At 68.6% G+C, this 17,720-nt stretch carries 15 protein-coding genes and 1 pseudogene; 6 read left to right on the top strand and 10 right to left on the bottom strand.

Annotated elements, in window-relative coordinates; all coding sequences use genetic code 11:
* Positions 1–102: 102 nt before the first annotated feature.
* Positions 103–795, bottom strand: coding sequence for a hypothetical protein (locus tag EDM04_RS03355; protein ID WP_123619747.1), 693 nt, complete (start codon positions 793–795; stop codon positions 103–105).
* Positions 782–1,378 (bottom strand): ribonuclease HI, encoded by a 597-nt coding sequence (gene rnhA, locus EDM04_RS03350; RefSeq protein ID WP_123619746.1) that lies wholly within the window; start codon positions 1,376–1,378, stop codon positions 782–784. The genes EDM04_RS03355 and rnhA overlap by 14 nt, the downstream gene beginning before the upstream one ends.
* A 208-nt stretch (positions 1,379–1,586) precedes the next feature.
* Here rnhA and EDM04_RS03345 point away from each other — a divergent pair, with 208 nt between their 5' ends.
* The gene (locus EDM04_RS03345; protein ID WP_123619745.1) at positions 1,587–2,588 is read left to right on the top strand and encodes a transcription initiation factor IIB family protein; all 1,002 of its coding nucleotides are present in this window, start codon (positions 1,587–1,589) and stop codon (positions 2,586–2,588) included.
* Between the two features lie 95 nt (positions 2,589–2,683).
* Entirely contained in the window at positions 2,684–4,009 is a 1,326-nt protein-coding gene (gene nreA, locus EDM04_RS03340) for a DNA repair protein NreA (RefSeq protein WP_123619744.1), read from the top strand.
* Between the two features lie 404 nt (positions 4,010–4,413).
* On the opposite strand, the gene EDM04_RS03335 is transcribed toward nreA, so the two are convergent.
* On the bottom strand, positions 4,414–4,710 hold the full coding sequence (locus tag EDM04_RS03335) for a hypothetical protein (RefSeq protein WP_123619743.1): 297 nt from the start codon (positions 4,708–4,710) through the stop codon (positions 4,414–4,416).
* 551 nt (positions 4,711–5,261) lie between these two features.
* Positions 5,262–6,260 (bottom strand): radical SAM protein, encoded by a 999-nt coding sequence (locus EDM04_RS03330; RefSeq protein WP_123619742.1) that lies wholly within the window; start codon positions 6,258–6,260, stop codon positions 5,262–5,264.
* A gap of 151 nt (positions 6,261–6,411) precedes the next feature.
* On the opposite strand from EDM04_RS03330, the gene EDM04_RS03325 reads away from it, so the two are divergent.
* Complete coding sequence (locus EDM04_RS03325; RefSeq protein WP_123619741.1) at positions 6,412–7,119, top strand: DUF6517 family protein; 708 nt, start codon at positions 6,412–6,414, stop codon at positions 7,117–7,119.
* Between the two features lie 123 nt (positions 7,120–7,242).
* On the top strand, positions 7,243–8,352 hold the full coding sequence (locus EDM04_RS03320; RefSeq protein WP_123619740.1) for a DUF373 family protein: 1,110 nt from the start codon (positions 7,243–7,245) through the stop codon (positions 8,350–8,352).
* 35 nt (positions 8,353–8,387) lie between these two features.
* On the opposite strand, the gene EDM04_RS03315 is transcribed toward EDM04_RS03320, so the two are convergent.
* The 6 genes and pseudogenes from EDM04_RS03315 to EDM04_RS03290 all read right to left on the bottom strand — a co-directional run bounded on the left by EDM04_RS03315 (position 8,388) and on the right by EDM04_RS03290 (position 16,525).
* On the bottom strand, positions 8,388–9,395 hold the full coding sequence (locus EDM04_RS03315) for a hypothetical protein (RefSeq protein WP_123619739.1): 1,008 nt from the start codon (positions 9,393–9,395) through the stop codon (positions 8,388–8,390).
* 111 nt (positions 9,396–9,506) lie between these two features.
* Positions 9,507–10,568, bottom strand: a complete 1,062-nt coding sequence (locus EDM04_RS03310; RefSeq protein WP_123619738.1) for a phosphotransacetylase family protein — start codon at positions 10,566–10,568, stop codon at positions 9,507–9,509.
* Positions 10,565–12,703 carry an acetate--CoA ligase family protein gene (locus tag EDM04_RS03305; RefSeq protein WP_123619737.1) on the bottom strand — a complete coding sequence of 713 codons (2,139 nt, stop codon included), beginning with the start codon at positions 12,701–12,703 and terminating at the stop codon, positions 10,565–10,567. The genes EDM04_RS03310 and EDM04_RS03305 overlap by 4 nt, the downstream gene beginning before the upstream one ends.
* A gap of 192 nt (positions 12,704–12,895) precedes the next feature.
* The gene (locus tag EDM04_RS03300) at positions 12,896–14,602 is read right to left on the bottom strand and encodes a PAS domain-containing protein (RefSeq protein WP_123619736.1); all 1,707 of its coding nucleotides are present in this window, start codon (positions 14,600–14,602) and stop codon (positions 12,896–12,898) included.
* A 70-nt stretch (positions 14,603–14,672) separates the two neighbouring features.
* A complete protein-coding gene (locus EDM04_RS03295; protein ID WP_123619735.1) occupies positions 14,673–15,062 on the bottom strand; it encodes a helix-turn-helix domain-containing protein in 390 nt (129 codons plus the stop codon).
* 253 nt (positions 15,063–15,315) lie between these two features.
* Positions 15,316–16,525: pseudogene (locus tag EDM04_RS03290) on the bottom strand (RNA-guided endonuclease TnpB family protein).
* A gap of 258 nt (positions 16,526–16,783) precedes the next feature.
* Here EDM04_RS03290 and EDM04_RS03285 point away from each other — a divergent pair.
* Together EDM04_RS03285 and EDM04_RS18405 are read left to right on the top strand one after the other, a co-directional pair.
* Positions 16,784–17,419: a helix-turn-helix domain-containing protein gene (locus EDM04_RS03285; protein WP_123619734.1), complete on the top strand. Its 636-nt coding sequence runs from the start codon at positions 16,784–16,786 to the stop codon at positions 17,417–17,419.
* A 136-nt stretch (positions 17,420–17,555) separates the two neighbouring features.
* Positions 17,556–17,708 carry a hypothetical protein gene (locus EDM04_RS18405; protein ID WP_164471077.1) on the top strand — a complete coding sequence of 51 codons (153 nt, stop codon included), beginning with the start codon at positions 17,556–17,558 and terminating at the stop codon, positions 17,706–17,708.
* Positions 17,709–17,720: the final 12 nt, after the last annotated feature.

Raw genomic sequence — 17,720 nt, 5'->3', positions numbered from 1 at the left:
GAGGTCTCGCGCGGTAACCGACACTTTTGGCACACGCGCGCGGCGAAAGCCGCGCACGCTCGATCGGCGAGCGTCGGCCCTATCGACCTCCGATCGCCTCCCTCACGACTCCTCGGGACCGTCCACGTCCGCCGCGACCGACTCGATCAGGTCCAGCGACTCGTCGACGACGGCCAGCTGCTCGTCGCTCGGCCAGCCGTTCCGCGGGAAGTACTCCTCGCGGAACTCCGCGCGCACGTTGGGGGCTGCGTCGTCCACCGCGCGCACGTAGTGGTTGCTCATGAACGCCGCGAAGCTCCGGGCGGTCTCGGCGTGCGGCTCGCCGTGCGCGTCGGCGACCGCGTCGGCGACCGCGTCGTTGTACGCGGCGACCTCGCGGTAGCGGTCGGCGTCGCCCGGTCCCGACAGCGACACCTCGACGGCCCGGTCGGTTGTCTCGATCCGGTCGAGCTGCACCGTCCCGTCGTCCATCCACTCGTCGGGGTACAACACGAGCGTGTCGTCCTCCTCGCGGAGCCGCGGGACGTAGTCGTGGCTCTCGACCAGCTCGTCGCGGCGATCGCGGTAGAACTCGGCGGCCGCCTCGTCCTCGGTCTGCCGAGCGAGCCGGGTGAGCCGCTCCGCCTCGTCGACGGTCTCGGCCGGCACGTCGGGGACGCGGTCGTCGTCGGCGCCCTCTGTGCCGTCGTCGTCGGCTCCTCCCGTCTCCCCGTCTTCGCCCGATTCTTCCGCCGCCATCACTTCGCGCGCCCGTTCCTTCGCCCACTCCGGTGGTTCGTCGTCAGTTCGCGTCATCGAGTGCCTCGTTCGCCAGATCGTCGGCGCGTTCGTTTATCTCTCGCGGAACGTGGCCGATCGACCACCGGTCGAACCGCTCCAACAGCTCCCGAACGCGGACTCGCTTCTCTCGGAGCTCCGGGTCGTTGGCGTCCCACTCGCCGCGCACCTGCTTGACGATCAGCTGGGAGTCGCCGCGCACGTCGATCTCGTCGAACCCGTACTCGTCGGCGGCCTCCAGCGCCCGGATCAGCGCGGCGTACTCGGCCTGGTTGTTGGTGGCGCGGCCGATCCGCTCGCCGCCCTCGGCGACGATCCCGTCCGAGGTGACCAGACACCAGCCGACCCCGGCCGGGCCGGGATTCCCGCGCGAGGCGCCGTCGAAGTACACGTGCGCGCGTCCGCCGCCCTCGCTCATGAGGGCCGTCAGGCGGGTCGGATCGCTCCCCTGCACGACGACCTTGTCGTCGTACGCGACGGCGACGGCGCCCTCCCGCTCGGCGCGCCACCGCTCGTGGGCGGTGTTCCCCTCCTCGATCCGGACGCCGGCGTCCGCCAACCGAGAGCGCGCGGTCGTCGGGTCGCAGTCGATCGTCGGCATTCGATCGGGGTCCGCGCTCGCGGGACAAAGGGCTGTCCGTCCGCCGCGCCGATCCGCGGTGCCGAACATGTGCGGAACGGCCGACGAGGTGGCCGCGTCGGCGAGTCGATCTCGCCGCTGGCTGTTTATATCAAGAAGAATTTAGGCGTCACAAACCGCAATTCCCACGAACTTTTAAGTTAATTCGTTTGGATAGTATATAAATGCGATGACACGGCCAACCCGGCAACGGGATCACGACCGGCAGCGTGTGCGGGACGAGGACGCCGACGAGACTGAAACCGACGCCGAGGGGGTCGAGGGGGTCGACGCCGACGAGTTGGACCCCGAGGACTTCGACCCGGAGGAGCTCACCCGGACGGCCGACGGGGAGCTGATACACGAGGAGACGGGGATCATCATCGAGGAGGAGCAGATCGATCCCGGCCCGGAGTGGCGCGCGTTCAACCACTCGGAGCGGCAGTCGAAGTCGCGCGTCGGCGCCCCGACGACGAAGACGATGCACGACAAGGGGCTGACGACGACGATCGACTGGAAGGACAAGGACGCCTACGGGCGCTCTATTTCCTCGAAAAAGCGGTCACAGATGCACCGCCTGCGGAAATGGCAGGAGCGCATTCGGACAAAGGACGCCGGCGAGCGCAACCTCCAGTTCGCGCTCTCGGAGATCGACCGCATGGCGAGCGCCCTCGGCGTCCCCCGATCGGTACGCGAGGTCGCCTCGGTCATCTACCGACGCGCGCTCAACGAGGACCTCATCCGCGGGCGCTCGATCGAGGGCGTCTCCACCGCCGCCCTCTACGCCGCCTGTCGCAAGGAGGGAATCCCGCGCTCGCTGGAGGAGATCTCCGACGTGTCTCGGGTCGAGCGCAAGGAGATCGGGCGCACGTACCGCTACATCTCCCAAGAGCTCGGCTTAGAGATGCGCCCGGTAGACCCGAAGAAGTACGTCCCCCGCTTCTCCTCCGAGCTCGAACTGAGCGAGGAGGTGCAGTCGAAGGCCAACGAGATCATCGAGACGACCGCCGAGAAGGGACTGCTCTCCGGGAAATCCCCCACCGGATACGCGGCCGCCGCGATCTACGCCGCCTCCCTGCTGTGTAACGAGAAGAAGACCCAGCGCGAGGTCGCCGACGTCGCGCAGGTCACCGAGGTCACCATCCGCAACCGGTACCAAGAGCAGATCGAAGCGATGGGGATCCACAGCTAGGCGTCGGCGGCGGCTCCGTCTCCTCGTTGTATCTTCTCTTCGTCGTCGCGCTCGCCAGCAACGTTCAAGCCGCCGCGCCGCCAACTCCGATCCGAATGCGGCTCGACGAGTTCATCGAGTTCGAGGCGAACGAGCGCGCCGAGCGGCGGCGCCTCGCCGCCGAGAAGGACTACGGGATTCTCGACTACCTCGACTCCTTCGAGCGGCGCTTCGAGGAGCACGTCTCCGACGACGCCGTGGTCGGCAGCGTCTCGCCCTCCATCTTCGTCGGGCGCTCGAACTACCCCAACGTCTCGACCGGGCTGCTCTCGCCGGTCGGTCGCGAGGAGCGCGCCGCGAGCTTCGAGACCTCCGCGGCGTGGTACGACGAGGGCGTCTCCATCGCCGACGTGTTCGACCGGCGGACGAGCCTGCTCAACTCGACGCGCGGCGTCGACGTGGCGGACGCCGGCGCGACCGGCGGAGTGAAGTCGGTCGGTGGTGACGGCCCGGCCGAGAGCGTCCACGACGCGTGGAACGGCTGGCTCGGCGTTCAACGCGAGGTCGCGATCGCGGACCGCCCGGTCGACGTGGAGATCGGACTCGACGGCACTCCCGACCTCGACTTCGAGATCGGCGCGGAGGACATCAAGACGCCGACCGGCCCGCGCGCTGCGGCCCGGACCGCCGACTTGGGCGAGAACCCGCACGTCCCCCGCCCGGTGAAGAAGACGCTCGAGGACGACGACTGGCGTGCCGAGGGGGCCATGACGTACCTCTACCGGCGCGGGTTCGACGTGTACGAGATAAACACGATCCTCTCCGCGGGCGCGCTCGGGCGAGGGGAGAACCGACGGCTCGTCCCGACGCGCTGGTCGATCACGGCGGTCGACGACACGGTCGGGCAGTTCCTCCGTGGGTCGATCCGCGACAACCCGACGGTCGACCGGATCGAGGTCCACCGGAACGAGTACCTCGGCAACGCCTTCTGGGTGATTCTCGTGCCGGGACGGTGGGAGTACGAGCTCGTCGAGATGAAGTCGCCCGGCTCGATCTGGAACCCCGACCCCGAGGCGGGCGTCTACCTCGCGGCCGCGAGCGAGGGCCGCGAGGGCCGGACCGGCTACGTCGAGGAGACCGCGGGCGCCTACTACGCGTCCCGGCTGGGAGTTCTGGAGCACCTCGACGACCGCGGGCGACAGGCGAAGGCGCTCGTCTTACGCCACGTCTCCGACGACTACTGGGGCCCCGTCGGCGTCTGGCAGGTGCGCGAGGCGGTCCGGAACGCCTTCGAAGGCGAGCGCGGCACGGCCGAGACGTTCGGGGAGGCGGTCCGCGGCGTCGCCGAGCACCTCCCGGTCCCGTTGGGTCGCCTGCGGCGGAAGTCGACGATGGCGGCCGGACTGCAGGCGAACCTCGGCGACTTCGTCGACGCCGGATAGCGACCCTTTTAAGCGATCGAGGCGGTGGCGCGCCGGTTCGCGCCCTTCGGGCGCGAACCGCCCGCGAGGGACGCGGCGACCGGAGCGACGCGGAGGGAGCCGCGAGGCTGGGGAGGCGTGAGGTGCTGTGCGGGGCGGTGCGGGGCGGGACTCGAAGGGGCAGTCGCCGGCGGCTCCGCCGCCGGCTGTCACCGGGCTTCGCCCGGTTGCCCGAGGGACAGTGTCCCTCGCTGCCAGAGGCGCTTTGCGCCTCGCGGCTGGGGCTTCGGGAGCGTTCGTGTCGATCGGCGGTTTCTAAGCAAGAACAGCCTCGTACAGCCGAACGGCTGGGTCTTCGGACGTAGTTACAACGCCACCGATCGCATAAAAACGACCGCCTCTCCGGCTACGACGCCGATTCCCGATCAGTCCTCGGCCCAGTAGTACAGCTCCTCGCGGGGCGCGTCGCAGTTCGGGCAGTTCGCGGGGAGCTCCTTCCCGATCTCGCCCATCTCGCCGCACTCCCAACAGCGCCACATCACGTAGGCGGTGCCGAACACGTCGCGGGCGTCCGTGAGCGTCAGCGGCTCCGAACCGGAGGGCGACGAGACGTAGAAGCCGTCGTCGTCGACGCCGCGAACCGACCCGAGCTTCTCGCCGTCCTCGTCGTACACCGCCTGTCCGATGCTCACGTCGGCGAATACGGGGTCTTCGGAGGCCATGCGCGGCTCTACGCGTCGATCCTTCATAAGTGTGGTAGTCGATAGCGCGACACATCGACGAAGCGTCAGTGTCGGCGACGCCCCGCGTTGACGGCTGAAAGGCTGTGGACGACTGCAAAGCTCTAACCGCTCGGCCATACGTAGTTGATCGCGGATCGACGGTGGACACTTCCAAAGCCCCAGCCGCGAGGCGGGCGCACGCTCGCTGCGCGCTTCAGTCGCTCGCGATGCTCGCTCCCTGCAGTGCTTACGTCGTCATCAGAACGCTCCGCGTTCTGATTGGCTCACGAGAGCTCCGCTCTCGTGAACGCCTGCGCCCGCCTCGCGGCTGCCCCTTTGAGTCCCACCCGACCGCACCGCACGGCACCTCACGCCTCCCCAGCCTCGTCGGCCGGCGCTTATAAGCGCCGGCCGACTCCCTCGCGCGTGCGGCTCGCGGCCTTCGGCCGCTCGCCGGCACGCGCCGCACCGAAATCGCGTGGTCACTCGCCCCTAATACACGTCGCCCTATAACACCGAACAACCGACCCGAACAGACCTCAAACGTCTGTTCAGGCGACCGGCGTGCGCTCGACGACCGTGCCGTTCACGGTCGGGTACTGCTCGACGATCTCGCCCTCCGCTAAGTCGCCGTCCTCGACCATCTCCTCGAGGAGCCACCACGCGACCTCGACGTGCTCGGACTTGACGGTGTAGAACTCCTCGGGGACGCCGAGCGCCTCGAAGCGGTCGGCGTCGGCGAACGCCTTCCCGTAGACGAGGGTGCCGTCGTCGGTCACCTCGTCGAACTCGCGCCGGATGTTCTTCGCCATCCGCTTCAGGCGGTTCCGGTGCTGGGCGGCGTCCTTGAACACCGACGTACAGAAGTACACCTTCTCGTGGCTCGCCATCTCGGAGACGATCGCGTCGTCCTTCGACCCCTCGACGGCGGACATGTGACCCTCCTGCAGTTCGAAGCCCTCCTCCTGCATCCGGCGGTAGTTCCCGTCGGACATCTCGAACTCGTTGATGTTACAGAACTCGGCGGCGCCCTCGTCCAAAAAGTCCAGGAACTCCGGCTCCGCGCGGATGCCGGGGATCTCGAAGGCGGGCGTGAGCCCCTCCTCGCGGGCGATGTGGAGGATCTCCTCCCACTCGGTGCCGTGCATGTCGCCCCACATCTCCAGCGGCGGGTGGAAGCGGATCTCGTCAAGCCCCGCCTCCGAGAGGCGGCGCATGTTCTCGCGCCCGCCCGTGATCCCGGTGTAGAGGTGCGTGTGGTGGTCCTCGCCGAACTCGTCTTTCAGCAGTTCGAGGTACCGGCAGGTCTTCGCCATCGCCTCCTGCGGCTCGCCGCCGGTGATCGAGGTGCCGAGCGCGCTCATGCGCTTGGCCTCTTGGATTACGTCCTCGTCGGACTCGACTTTCCGCTCGTTGGCGTACACGTCGGTGACGTTCTTCCGGTTCTCTCCGAGGGGGCAGTAGAAGCAGTCCCGCTGGTCGCAGTACCCGTAGACGAAAAGCACCATCTTCCCGCCCTTGGCGCACTGTTCACAGCCCTTGGAGATCATCTACCCCCTTCTACCGGCCGCGGCCTCAAAAAGCGTCCGAACCGCGCGTTCCCGGGTGATCCGTTGTCACGGGGAGTCCGCAGGGCCGCGTATCGCTTCCGTTCCCCGAAACGATCACAAAGTATGTACCTCCGCCCGCGCGACGACGGGTATGAGCAGAGAGCCGATCGCCGACGAGACGACCGATACCGGAGCGTTCACCCGCCGCCGCGCGCTCGCCGCCGGCGGCGCGGTCGGCGCGGCCGGCCTCGCCGGCTGTACCGCGCTCGACGTCGCCACCGGCGAGCCGGCCGAGTTCGCCGCGGGCACGGCGACGGTCGCCGACGAGACCCTCTCCGAGACGGGTTACGAGCTCAACGAGGTCTCGGAAGAGACCGTCACGCGCGAGTTCGAGGTGGCCGGTTCGACCCGAGAGGTTCGGGTGACGAACACCGTCGCCGAGTACGACAAGGCGGTTGAGCTGTTCGGCGAGCGCTACCAGGCGGCCGTGTTCTCCGTGCTCGCGACCCCGCGCGTGGAGGTCCTCGGCCAGACGTTCAATCCGGTCGCCGACATGAGCCCGGACGAGCGCGCCGCGCTGATCGCGGACCGGTACGAGGGCGTCAGCGACCTCGAACGCGGCTCCGAGTACACCACGGAGGTGCTCGGCTCGGACGCGGAGGTCGTCGTGTACTCGGCCGACGGGGAGATCCGGGGAACCGGCGTGAGCGTCGAGCTCGAGTTCCACGTCGGGTCCGCCGTCGAGGCCGGCGACGACTACGTCGTCCCGCTGGCCGCGTACCCGGCGTCGTTCGGCGACGGCGAGAACGTCCGCGCCATGATGAACGGGATCGAACACGAGCAGTCCGACGAGAACTGACGAACCCGGCGAGAACCAGCGGAGCGCGACGAGAATTGACGGAAACGCCGAAGCGGTCGGCGGATTTGCGACGCGTCGCGCCGAGCCGAAAACATATGCCGACCCCCCGCGTACCTTCGTACGATGCTGCTCGTCCTCTGCGTCGACCTCGACGACGACCTCGGCCGGAAGACGGGGATCCCCACCCCCGTTATCGGCGCCGACGAGGTCACCGAGGCCGCGGTCGCGCTCGCGACGGCCGACCCGGAGGACTCCGACGTGAACGTCCTGTTTCAGGGCGTCAACGTCTACGACGAGCTGGCGGCCGGCGGCGAGGCGGTCGAGGTCGCCGCGGTCACCGGCGTCGACGGCTCCGACGTGAAGGCGAACCGCGCGGTGGGACAGGAGGTCGACCGCGTGCTCGCGGAGCTGTCGACCGGCGAGGAGGTCTCGGCGGTCGTCATCACCGACGGCGCACAGGACGAGTCAGTGCTCCCGGTGATCCGCTCGCGGATGCCGATCGACGGGATGCGCCGGGTGGTCGTGCGGCAGGCGCAGGACCTCGAGTCGCTCTACTACACGATCAAGCAGGTGCTCGCGGACCCGGAGACCCGCGGCACGATCCTGGTGCCGCTCGGCGTCCTCCTCCTGATCTACCCGCTCGTCGTCGTCGCCAACCTGTTCGACGTCGCCGGCGCGGCCGTCCTCGGAATCCTCTCCGGGGTCGTCGGACTCTACTCGCTGTTCCGCGGGCTCGGACTGGAGGACACCGTCGACGGCGCGGCTGCGTCCGTCCGCAACGTGCTCTACACCGGGCGGGTGACGCTCGTCACCTACGTCGTCGCGCTCGCGCTGATCGTCGTCGGCGGCGTCCAGGGGATGGAGACGATCGATACCGTCCGCGGCGTCCGCGGCGGGGGCGTCACCGTCGGCGTCGCGCTCGCGGCGTTCGTCCACGGGTTCGTCCAGTGGCTCGCGGTCGCCGGGATCACCTCCAGCCTCGGCCAGATCACCGACGAGTACCTCGCGGGTCGGTTCCGGTGGCGGTACCTCAACGCGCCCTTCTACGTGCTCTCGATCGCGGTCGTGCTGTACGCCGTCTCCGGGTTCTTCCTGCCGGCGGCCCCGGGCGTGACCTCGCTCGGACTCCCCGACCTCGCGATGGCGCTCGCGGCGGGAACGCTCACCGCCGTGTTGAGCACGCTCGCGTTCGCGGTCGCGGAGTCGCAGCTCCCGTCGGCGGATCCGGCTTGAAAAGGCGACGACTCAGGCGCCCGCTTCCGACCGAGTCACCGCGGCGTCCACTCCTCGCAGGCGTCCATGTCCTCCATCAGCGCGTCGTGGTGCCCGCAGTACGGCTGCATCCCCTGATCCGTGCGCACGTAGTCGAACTGGGCGCAGTTCCCGCAGTAGGTGTCGCCCGGGCCGTCGCGCGCCTCGGGCGAGACGCCGGGGGTGACCGGCCCGTCGGGACCTGACGGGCCGTCGGGATCGGTCCCGCCGCCCGTTCCGTCGAGCGGGGACCGGATGTCGGTCTCGGTCGCGCCGCCGTCGCTCACGCCGGCCGGCCGGCTCGTCCCGGCCGAGCGCGATCCGCCGGCGGACCCGTTCGAACTGGAGGTGCCGGGGGAACCGGAGGATCCGGTCGAGTTCGATCCGGACCGCGAGTCGGAACCGGACCCGGAGCCGCTCTGCCGGTTCGTCTGCGTCTCCACGTTGCCGTCGGGAGTGCCGCCGAGCAGGCCGACGCCGCCGCCGCGGTTGAGATCGGCGCGGTCGACCTCGATCACCTTCGTCTCGCCCTTGTGGGTCACCTGCATCGTGACGGTGCCGCCGGGGTCGTTCCGGGTCTTGAAGTTGGCGACGCCGACGAACACGCTCCACAGCGTCGTCGCGGCGCCGACGAAGTACAGCCCCGCGGTATGGAGGGTGAGGTTCGGGAGGTCCGGGCGGGGGCCGCCGACCCATCGCTCGGGGTACGCGTACGCGAACAGCGCGACGCCGAGACACATCACGCCCGCGCCGACGATCGCCGCGACGCGGGTGTTGCGGTCCGCCGGGAGGACGGTCATCACGCCGAGCAACACGAGGGGGACGCCCACGCCGCCGAGCACGCCGCCCAGCTGCCGCGCCTCGCCGGAGGTGTAGCCGCTCGGGAGGACGACCTCCGCGGCCACGAGGATTCCGGCGACGAGGAGCAGCGTTCCGGCGACGAACGAGCCCACACCGAGGTACAGTCGGCGCGGGTCGACCTCGGAGCGCCCCCGCCCGCCGTACGCCTCCGAGAGACTGGTCATACGAGCCCTACGTCGTCCTCACTGAAAACAGTATGTCAGACGTTCGCCCGCGACGGGGGACGCGAGGGGGGTGCCCCCCGATCGGCGGCCGGTCCGCCTCGGGTCACCGCCTCAGACCAGCGCGTCCACGTCGACGTGCGCGCCGAGCAGCTCCGCCATCCGGTCGACGGTGCGCGCGTCGCGGGTGCGACCGCCGCGGACGATCCCCTCGGCGCGGTCGATCGCGGTGACCGTGTCGGTGTTCACCGCGAGGACGGGCTTTCCGGCGTCGGCCGCCTTCCCGAGCACGGCGCCCGAGGGGCGGTGACCGCCGGTCAACACGAGGCAGGCGACGCCCGAGGCCTCGAGCGCCGCGGTCTGCACGTCGGCGCGGTCACCGCCGGTGATGACGGCGGCGTCGCGGGCGCGTCGGAAGTAGCGGAGCGCCTCGTCGCCGCCCATCGCGCCGACGAGGAAGCGCTCGACGAAGCCGTCGGTCGGGGCGTCGGTGAGCAGCTCCGCACCGAGCTCGTCGGCGAGCTCGCCGACGGTGACGCCGGCCAGCTCCTTCTCGGACGGGACGGCGCCGAACACGGTGATCCCCTTCGACTCGAGGAACGGGATCCCGTCCTGATCGAGCGACTCGAACGCGTCGTCCGAGACCTTGTTGAACACGACGCCGGCGAGTCGGTCGCCGAACGCGTCGGCGGCCGCGAGCACCTCGTCGAGGTCGTTCGGGGAGTCGTACCCGGCGACCAGCACGACCCGCGCGTCGAGCAGCTCCGCCACGTCCACGTCGGTGAGGTCGACGACGCCGCCGGTGGTCCAGCGCCCGCCCCCCTCGATGAACATGTGGTCGCGGTCGGCGGCGAGCTCCTCGTACTCCTCGCGGATCCGGTCGCGGAGCGCACCGGCGTCCTCGGTGCCGCGGATCGCGCCCTCCACGAAGGTCGGCGAGTAGACGACGGGCTCCATCTGGTGCATCTCGGCGTCGAGGCCGAGCACCTCGCGGGCGAGCATGGGGTCCTGGTCGAGCGTCTTGCCGACGTTCGACTGGAGCCGCGTCCCCTTCGGCTTCATGTAGCCGACGCTGCGGTCGCGGTCGGCGGCGAGCCGCGCCAAGGCGACGGTGATCGCTGTCTTTCCGGCGCTGTCTCCGGTCGCGGTGACGAGTGTCGTGGTGGTGTCTGTCATTGGTCGAGTTCCTCCGAGTCGAGTGTGTCGAGTTCCTCCGGGTCGACGGTGAGTCTCACGTCGACGGCGGCGGCGTTCGTGCCGCCGTCGGCGTCGGGCAGTGCGACGAGCGGGTTGATGTCGAGTTCGAGAATTGCCGGGAAGTCGGTGACCAGCTGCGAGAGCCGGCCGATCGTCTCGATGACGGCGTCGACGTCGACCGGGTCGCGGCCGCGGGCGCCCCGTAGCAGCGGCGCCGACTGGATCTCCTCGGTCATCTCGCGGGCCTCCGGCTCGGAGACGGGCGCGACGCGGAAGGTGGTGTCCTCCATCACCTCCACGAAGATGCCGCCGAGCCCGAACATCAGAAGCGGGCCGAACTGCGGGTCGCGGTTCATGCCGACGATCGTCTCGACGCCGTCGTCTAAGTCGACCATCTCCTGGACCTGGACGCCGAGCACGGTCGCGTCCGGCTGGTAGTTCCGCGCGCGCGTGATCAGGTCCTCGTAGGTGTCGGCCACCTCCCCGTCCTCGACGCCGACGGCGACGCCGCCGATGTCGGACTTGTGGAGGATGTCCGGCGAGACGATCTTCATCACCACGCCGCCGTCGATGTCGGCGGCGACCTCGCGGGCGCGCTCCGGCGAGTCGACGATCTCGCCGGCGGGAGTGGGGATGCCGTAGGCGTCTAACAGCTCCATCGCCTCGACGCCGAGCCGGTTGTCGTCGCGGTCGCGCACCGTGCCGAGGATCTCCCGGGCGCGCTCGCGGTCGACGTCGAACTCCATGGGGGGAGCGTACTCTCGCTCCTTGATGTCGCGGTACTCCGCGAGCGTCGCGAGGCTCTCGATCCCGCGAGCGGGGTCGAAGTAGGAGGGGATCCCCTTCGACTGGAGCCGCTGTTTCGGCTCGCGCGTCCGGTCGCCGCCCATCAGGCAGGCGGCGACGGGCGCGTCCATCTCGTCGCTCACGCCGGTGATCGCGTCCGCGAGCTCGTCGAAGTCGATGGTGGCGGTCGGCGCGGCCAACACGAGGGCGGCGCCGACGTTGTCGTCGGCGACGGTGATCTCTAAGGCCTCGCGGAACCGCTCCACGTCGGCGTCGCCGATCACGTCGACCGGGTTGTGGATGTTCGCCTCCTCCGGCATCGACTCGGCGAGGGCGTCGGTGGTCTCGGCCGTGAACGACGCCATGTCGAGGTCGGCGTCGCCGACCGCGTCGGTCGCCATCACGCCGGGGCCGCCGGCGTTGGTGACGATGGCGACGCTGTCGGTGTCGGGGAGCGGCTGGCTCCCGAGGATGCCCGCCGAGTCGAACAGCTCGTCGACCGACTCGGCGCGGATGACGCCCGCCTGATCGAGGCCGGCCTCGTACGCCTTGTCGGAGCCGGCGAGCGTGCCGGTGTGCGAGGAGGCGGCCTGCGCCCCCGCGCTCGTCCGGCCGGACTTCACGGCGACGATCGGAGTGTCCTGCGTCGTCTCGCGGGCGGTCTCGATGAACTCGCGGCCCTCCTCGATCCCCTCGAGGTAGCCGATGATCACGTCGGTCTCCTCGTCGTCGCCCCAGTGGTCGACGAAGTCGGTCTCGTCTAAGACCGCCTTGTTGCCCAGCGAGACCACGTCCTTGAAGCCGATCCCGTTGTCGTTGGCCCAGTCGAGGACCGCGGTGACGAACGCGCCGGACTGGCTCATAAAGGAGAGCCCGCCCGGGAGCGCGTTCTCCGGGCCGAACGTCGCGTTCATGCCCGAGGGCGTCGACATGATCCCCAGGCTGTTGGGGCCGACGAGGTTCAGGTCGTACTCGCCGGCTAGCTCCGCGAGGCGCCGTTCCCTCGCGGCCCCGTCCTCTCCCGTCTCGCCGAACCCGGCGGTGATCACGACGACGTTCCGGACGCCGGCCTCGCCGCACGCCTCGATCGCGTCCAACACGATCGACGGCGGCACGACGATCACGGCGACGTCGGCGTCGGCGTCGGCCACCTCGTCGACGCAGGCCGTCCCGAGCACCTCGTCGTAGTTCGGGTTGACCGGAACGGTGTCGCCGTCGAAGTCGTCGAGCAGATTCGACGTGACGGCGCGCCCGACGGCCCCCTCTCGGGCGGTCGCGCCGACGACGGCGACCCGGTCCGGGTCGAACAACTCGTTGAGCGTACCCATCGGTACGTGAGTATACGCACCGACGGCTTAAGATCGACGGGAGCGTTCTCATCTCCTGAATATTAATGAACGACCGTTCGAATCGCTCCCGGCTCGCTTGAGGATCGGCGAGGCGTCTACACACTCCATCTCGCATTCTCACGTTTCGGATCTCCCCTCGTTCTCGCGCCGCCGAGCGATCCGACCCGCCGTTCAGTCCGCGTCGTCGCCGCCCTCGGGCTCCGCACCGCGGTCGGGGTCCGAAGGCGCGGACCCGTCCGTTCGCATCCGGAATCCCGATCCCTCCGCACCCGCGGTCAGCGGGCGGTTCGAGGGAGTCGCCCCGAGGGAGCCCCCGTCGGTCGCGTCGCACTTCGCGTTCGGGACGGAGAGGGTCACGACGTTCCCGTCGGCGTGGGTGTCGAAGGTCAGGTCGCCGCCCGACCGGTTGGCGACCCAGTACACGAGCCACAGGCCCATGCCGCCGGTGTGACGGAGGTCGTCCATCTCCCACCGGTCGGTGATGACGTACCGCTCCTCGACCGGGATCGGCGGGCAGTTATCGCGGATCGACACCTCGACCGCCTCGTCCGTCTCGCACACGTCGATCCGGACCCGCGGCGTCGACTCCGCGTGTTCGAGGGCGTTCTCGACCAGTTCCGCGATCGCGTAGTCCAGCTCCGGGTGCGTGAACGCCCTCGCGTTCGGCGGGTACGAGACCGACACGTGCGGGAGTGCCGCGTCGCCATCCGCCGTCCCCTCGCCCGCCGTTCCCTCGTCGGCCATCCAGCCCCCGATGTCGGCCCCGTCTCCTGGACCGGTCTCCGCGGCGTCCCCGTCGTCGATCGGGTCGCGATACGCGACGTCGATCGCCTCGCCGCAGTCGTCGACGACCATGCCGAGCGCCTCCTCGACCACGGGCGCGACCTCGACGGTCCGGGGCGACCCGCGCTGTCGCAGCAGGTCGATCACGCCGCGCTGCTTCTCCGCGGTCGTCAGCAGGTCGGAGGCGACCCGGCGGATCGTCTCCGCGTGCTCCCGGACGTCCGCGCCGAGCTCGGCGAGGGCGTCGGGGTCGACCGCGTCCGCGGCGTCGATGGAATCGGCGATGCGCTCCGCGGTCCCGTCGACGATGTTCATGTCGTTGCGGATCGTGTGCCGCAGGAGGTTGTCCATCACGGCGAGCTGTCGCTCGCGGCGGTACTCGTCGGTGACGTCGCGCGCGAACCCCGTGACGGCGACGACTTCGCCGTTTTCGATCACCGGCTCGCCGGGCACCCGGACCCACTTCGTGGTCCCGTCGGCGGAGCCGAGCCGATAGTCGATCAGCGTCGACTCCCCGTTCGAGAGCCGCGTCATCGCCCGCTCGACGTACGGACGGTCGTCGGGATGGACCGCGTCGAGAAAGCCCTGGGGTCGCCGTTCGAGCGTCTCCGGCGACACGCCGAAGATCTCCTCGACGGCGTCGTTGACGAACAGGAGCTCGTCCCACTCCGCCGAGAACATCCAGAACACGTCGGACGACACGGACGCGATCGTCTCCAGTCGCCGCCGGGACTCGACCTCGGCCGTGATGTCCCGCGAGGTCATCACGTAGCCGTCGATTCCCGTCTCGTCGGGCGGATGAACCGTCGTCCGGAGCCACACCCACTCGTCGTCGGCGGTGCGGTACCGGTACTCCAGCGACTCGACGACTCCCAGCTCCCCGTCGACGACCCGTGCGAAGGTCTCTCGGAGCCACTCTTCGTCGTCCGGGTGCGCTCGCGCCAAAGCGTCCGTCCCGACGAGCTCGTCCGATCGAAACCCGAGCAGGTCGGCGACGGACGCGTTGAGGTGGCGGTAGATCCCGTCTTCGTCGAGAACGGCGATCTTGTCTCCGGCGAGATCCAGGAGGACGGCTGGATCCGGAGACTCGGCCATACGGGTACCGCTTTCCGAGGCGATTGATAAGGCTACTCGCCCGATTATCACGTGAGAAATTTCTCGCCGCTCAGTCGGCCGAGACGCCGGTGGTGTCGAACGCGGCGTTCACCGGGTCGGCCGCCGAGTCGTCGACGGTCAGCGTGACGCCGCCCTCGCCGAGCTCGACGGCGGCGCCGGTCGCGCCGCGCGTGTACTCCGCTGCGTGGTCGCCGTCGGGGTCGAAGCGGACGCCCTCGACCAGCAGGGGCGTCTCGCTGAGCCGCTCGACCTTGCGGTACGCGGTCGAGAGCGCGATGTCGCACGCCTCGGCCAGCTCGCTCGTCGTCATCGCGGTGTCGGCGGCCCCGAGGATCGCCCGGCAGTCGGGGTCCGCCAGCGCCTCGAACGTGTCGTCGAGGGTCTCGTCTCCTTCCGTCGCGGTCGTCGGTCCGGTCGACTGCGGCGCGTTTCGCTTCATGGATGTAGGTACCGGCTCCGTCCTCCCCAACACCGGCCCTGTATATGTGGGGTGCTTTATAAGGAAGCGCCGATCGGCGACCTTCGAAGACGCGCGCTCCGTCCCCGCCGACGCGCGGACGGCGTCAACGTTTTGCCGGGGGGAGAATACGAACGGACGCAGGTGACATCCTCCCCGCCGTGACCGGCGGGGCTTCCCCTACGAGGGGAATCTGGCTTGGCAGGTTTCAGTCCGAGTGCGCCGAGAGCGTCATCTACGAGGGTGTCTCGCTCCTCTCTCGGTGGACTGTGGCGCTGTCACGGGCGCTCCCGTCCTGTGGCGAGTCATCGTGTCCGGGTTCCCAACGGACGCTCTCTCCCCACGGGTTGACGCGACGTGCGATGTTCGCCGCCGCGTTAATATCTGCTTGAAACTCTGATACGTGGCAGTCGTCATGCGGACACACCGAACTCCGCTTGTTGACTCCGCCGACCGAGATGACCGCAAGCGTGGCAGATCTGCGAGGTGTACGCCGCGTTGACGTACTCGACGCGAATTCCCGCTTCAGTCGCTTTGTCTTCGATCCGACCCTGTAGCCGAGCGAACGCCCACGAGTGGAGGCGTCGGTTCATCCACTTGCCGTAGTCCAGCTGCTCGCGGATATACGACAGGTCTTCGAGAACGATAACCGGATTCTCGAAGGAACGGGCGTATTCGATGGCTTGTCGAGAGGCTTTCTCGACAATATCGGTCAGTGCGTTTTGGTAGTGGTCGAATCGTTTGTCCACGCGCCATTCGGCGGCGTCTCTCGACTGGAGCCGCCGGAGCGTAGTGAACATCTCTTTGCGGAGGTGTCGTGCTCGACTGCCGCTGACGAGCATCGGTTTCCGTGGTACGTCGCGTTTGAGGGCACAGCCCGTTATCAACGCGCTCTCGCCTACGTCGAAACCGATGTACGTCTCATTGTCCGAGTCGGTCGGTTTGTCAACCGAGTATTTGACGGTGACATGCAACTCCCACGACGTTCGGTGTCGCTGTAGCCGTAATTCACCCGCCTTCGCGTCTCCGTTAAGCAGGTCGAACCACAGCGATTCCTGTTCGGGATTGATCCGAAGTGGAATCCAGAAGTTCGTCCCGCGTCCGGGTTGCGGAACCTGCCACACAAAGCCGTGTTTGCGCTCGTCAGAGTAGTCGAATTTCGCGGCTCGATTAACGAGTCGAAGTGGATGCTCGTCGTCTAAATCCTCGGCGTTGTACGTCGAGCGGAGTTTCGAGACGTAGGATTTGAGCGCGTCTTTGGCCTGATATGGCAGGTCGTAGGGGGTCACAACGTCGTTGACGGCAGACATTGTGTCCGCCCGGTTATCGAAGGCGTCGTGGAGTGCTTCCCGATAGGTGTCCAAGAGTCGCTGTAGGCGTTGCTCTTTGCCCGTCGTGGGCGTTGCAAGCGTGGCCTGTAGCGTCTTTGTCACCGCCTCGGACACAATGCTACGATAGTGTTAGTTACACTTAACACCATCGGCCATAAACCATGAGACGTGAAGAACATCAACATCGAGGTAGACGAAGGACAGTACGAGAGTCTGAAAGACACAAAAAAGCGTCACGGGCTGACGTGGCGCGGGATGCTACTCCATGCGCAACGGGAGTTAGATTCCGGCCCTGCTATCGAATAATGGTCACTCAGTACAGTGTCGCATTCCCTCCCGGCCTGAAGGCCCGGATTCCCTGCTTGAATTAAGATGGGATCCGGAATCAGGGCGGAGGTCTCGCTTCCGACGGCGGCGCCCGCCCCGTTCGACGGCGTGGTCGACGGGTCGACGCCGATCTACAGCGTCGCGCGCAGCGCGTCGACCGAGGACCCGGAGACGGTCGTCCTCGAGTTCATCGCCGACGCGGACCTCACGGTCCCCGACGGCGTCGAGGTCGTGTTCGACTACGGCGCCAAGGCCGCCTACCGGTTCGAGGCGCCGTGGGTCGAGGCGTCGCCGTTCGCGGTGCTCGACCGGCACGGCGTCCCCGCCTCGGAGACCACGATCCGGGACGGGCGCCTGCTCGTCACCTTCCACGCGACCGACCTGCCGACGCTCCGCTCCGTGCTCGACGAGTTCCGCGAGTCCTGTGCCGACATGCAGGTGTTGCGGCTGCTCCAGTCGTCGTCGACGCCCGAGGAGTCGGACCTGGTCACCGTCGACCGGAGCGAGCTGACCGAGCGCCAGCGCGAGGTGCTCACCGCCGCCTACGACGCCGGCTACTTCGACCACCCGAAGGGGGCCAACGCCGGCGAGGTCGCGGCGTCGCTCGGCATCGACCGGTCGACGTTCTCGGAGCACATGGCGGCCGCACAGCGGAAGCTGCTCTCGACGCTGCTCGACTAGGTCGGGAGAGCCGCCCGGCGGTCATTCGGGCCCTCAGTCGGGCGATCCTTCACCTTCGATCCTCATGATCAGTCGGATTCCTGTGGGTTCGAAATCCGAACCATCCTTCATGTGGGTCGGTGACGTACTCGGGAGTATGAGCCCACGGACGCACACTTTCGTCTGCCCGGAGTGTCGCCGCTCGATCGAGGTGGACGACGAGATGCGGGCGACGCTGATCGAGACGGGCTGTGTCGTCTGCGGCGCGCCCATCACCGAGGGCGACATCGGGGAGCCGCAGACCGCGTAGGGATCGTCGCCG

Source organism: Halorubrum sp. CSM-61 (assembly GCF_003781945.1).
Classification (GTDB): domain Archaea; phylum Halobacteriota; class Halobacteria; order Halobacteriales; family Haloferacaceae; genus Halorubrum.
Note: the sequence above shows the minus strand (reverse complement) of the source record. Positions and strands in the feature narration are given on the sequence as shown.

Bases quoted from the DNA above. Each gene is read 5' to 3' on its own strand.
- EDM04_RS03285 (WP_123619734.1), top strand. From the start codon at position 16,784: ATGGGATCCGGAATCAGGGCGGAGGTCTCGCTTCCGACGGCGGCGCCC.
- EDM04_RS03330 (WP_123619742.1), bottom strand. From the start codon at position 6,260: ATGATCTCCAAGGGCTGTGAACAGTGCGCCAAGGGCGGGAAGATGGTG.
- EDM04_RS03320 (WP_123619740.1), top strand. From the start codon at position 7,243: ATGCTGCTCGTCCTCTGCGTCGACCTCGACGACGACCTCGGCCGGAAG.
- EDM04_RS03345 (WP_123619745.1), top strand. From the start codon at position 1,587: ATGACACGGCCAACCCGGCAACGGGATCACGACCGGCAGCGTGTGCGG.
- EDM04_RS03325 (WP_123619741.1), top strand. From the start codon at position 6,412: ATGAGCAGAGAGCCGATCGCCGACGAGACGACCGATACCGGAGCGTTC.
- EDM04_RS03295 (WP_123619735.1), bottom strand. From the start codon at position 15,062: ATGAAGCGAAACGCGCCGCAGTCGACCGGACCGACGACCGCGACGGAA.
- EDM04_RS03315 (WP_123619739.1), bottom strand. From the start codon at position 9,395: ATGACCAGTCTCTCGGAGGCGTACGGCGGGCGGGGGCGCTCCGAGGTC.
- EDM04_RS03335 (WP_123619743.1), bottom strand. From the start codon at position 4,710: ATGGCCTCCGAAGACCCCGTATTCGCCGACGTGAGCATCGGACAGGCG.
- nreA (WP_123619744.1), top strand. From the start codon at position 2,684: ATGCGGCTCGACGAGTTCATCGAGTTCGAGGCGAACGAGCGCGCCGAG.
- EDM04_RS03305 (WP_123619737.1), bottom strand. From the start codon at position 12,703: ATGGGTACGCTCAACGAGTTGTTCGACCCGGACCGGGTCGCCGTCGTC.
- EDM04_RS03300 (WP_123619736.1), bottom strand. From the start codon at position 14,602: ATGGCCGAGTCTCCGGATCCAGCCGTCCTCCTGGATCTCGCCGGAGAC.
- EDM04_RS03355 (WP_123619747.1), bottom strand. From the start codon at position 795: ATGACGCGAACTGACGACGAACCACCGGAGTGGGCGAAGGAACGGGCG.
- EDM04_RS18405 (WP_164471077.1), top strand. From the start codon at position 17,556: ATGAGCCCACGGACGCACACTTTCGTCTGCCCGGAGTGTCGCCGCTCG.
- rnhA (WP_123619746.1), bottom strand. From the start codon at position 1,378: ATGCCGACGATCGACTGCGACCCGACGACCGCGCGCTCTCGGTTGGCG.
- EDM04_RS03310 (WP_123619738.1), bottom strand. From the start codon at position 10,568: ATGACAGACACCACCACGACACTCGTCACCGCGACCGGAGACAGCGCC.